This is a genomic window from Nocardioides sp. P5_C9_2, assembly GCF_054049555.1.
This window is the reverse complement of the sequence record NZ_JBFUMD010000639.1, coordinates 1-1709: the sequence shown is the minus strand read 5'-3', so window position 1 is coordinate 1709 and position 1709 is coordinate 1. Positions and strand designations below refer to the sequence as shown.

Below are 1709 nucleotides of genomic sequence, written 5' to 3'. Positions count from 1 at the left end.
GGTCGCGGACGCGGCCGATGACGCCGTCGAGGACGCGGCCGAGGCGGGCGTCGGCGAGCTCGTCTTCCGGGGCACCAACGTGATGATGGGGTACGCCGCGTCGCCCGCCGAGCTCGCCTCCGGGCGCACCGTCACCGAGCTGCGCACCGGCGACCTGGCGCGGCGGCGTCCCGACGGGCTCTGGGAGGTCGTCGGCCGGACCAGCCGGATCGCCAAGGTCTGCGGCCTGCGGGTCGACCTCGACCGGGTGGAGCGGTCGCTGGCCCGGGGCGGCACCGTGGCCGCGGTCGCCGACGCGGGGGAGCGGATCGCGGTCGGCGTCGTGGACGGCGCACGGCCCGTCGACCCGGACGCCGTACGCCGCGCGGCAGCCGACGCCGCCGGGCTCGCGCCCACGGGGGTGGCGGTCGTGGTGCTGCCCGACCTGCCGCGCCTGGCCAACGGCAAGGTCGACCACCGTGCGCTCGCGGCGCTGGCCGAGGACGTGTCCGATGCCCCCGCCGGGGAGGGCACGGCGGGCGCCGCCCGCGTCTCGCCCACCGACGTGACCGCCCTGCTGGCCCGGCTGCTCGGGCGCCCCGACGCCCGGCCCGCCGACTCGTTCGTCGCCCTCGGGGGCGACTCGCTGTCCTACGTCGAGGTGTCCCTGCGCCTCGAGGAGCTGCTCGGGCACCTGCCCACCGGATGGCCGACGCTCCCCGCCACCGTGCTCGCCGAGACCGTCCCGTCGACCCGTCGCCGCCGCGGCGTGTCGGTGGAGACCAACGTCGTGCTGCGGGCGCTGGCCATCGTGACCATCGTCGGGTCCCACGCCAACCTCTTCACGCTCCTCGGCGGCGCCCACGTGCTGCTCGCGATCGCCGGCTTCAACCTCGGCCGCTTCCAGCTCGGTGACCGGTCCCGGCGGGACCGGACGCGCGCGATCCTGCGCGGCCTGGCCCGGGTGGTGGTCCCGTCGGTGGCGGTCATCGGGGTCGTCGCCGCGCTCTCGCGCGACATCACGTGGAAGCAGGCCGCGCTCCTGACGGCCTTCACCGAGTGGAGCTGGTCCGAACCCCGGTGGAGCTACTGGTTCATCGAGGCCCTGACGCTGGCGGTCCTGGTGCTGGCCGGGCTGCTCGCCGTGCCCGCCGTGGACCGGGCGACCCGGCGGCGGCCGTTCGCGACGCCGGTGGTGCTCACCCTGGTGCTGCTCCCGACCCGCTACGACCTCGTCGGGATGCCCGGCGACCACGTGCACCGCGCCCACGGCGTCCTGTGGCTGCTGACCCTCGGGTGGGCGATGTCGCAGGCCCGGACCACCGCCCAGCGACTCGTCGTCTCGGCGCTCGTGGTCGCCCTCGTGCCCGGGTTCTTCTCGGTCGGCGGCGCCGAGCGGCACGTCTACCTGGCGCTGGGCCTGCTCGCGCTGACCTGGGTGCCGCGGGTGCGCCTGCCCGCCGCGGCGGCGTACGTCGTCGGCGTGGTGGCTGCCTCGTCGCTGTGGATCTACCTCCTGCACTGGCGGGTCTACCCCTGGTTCGAGGTCCAGTGGCCGCTCCTCGCGACCCTGCTCTCGCTCGCGGTCGGCGTCGCGGCAGCGACCGTCGTACGCCGTGTGGGGGAATCGCTGGGGCGCTGACGGTGTTGTGCTGGGTCGGCGCCCCTCGTGTCGTGGTCACCCCCGTGGCCGGGCGCCCCCGACGAGAGGACGCCTGAGTGGTGAGTGG

1 protein-coding gene is annotated in these 1709 nt (G+C 76.1%); it reads left to right on the top strand.

All coding sequences use genetic code 11. The features are described from left to right. Positions 1–1621: acyltransferase family protein (locus tag ACXJKL_RS20510; RefSeq protein WP_457208841.1), on the top strand; the 1621-nt coding region annotated here is incomplete at its 5' end. Between the last annotated feature and the right edge of the window lie 88 nt (positions 1622–1709).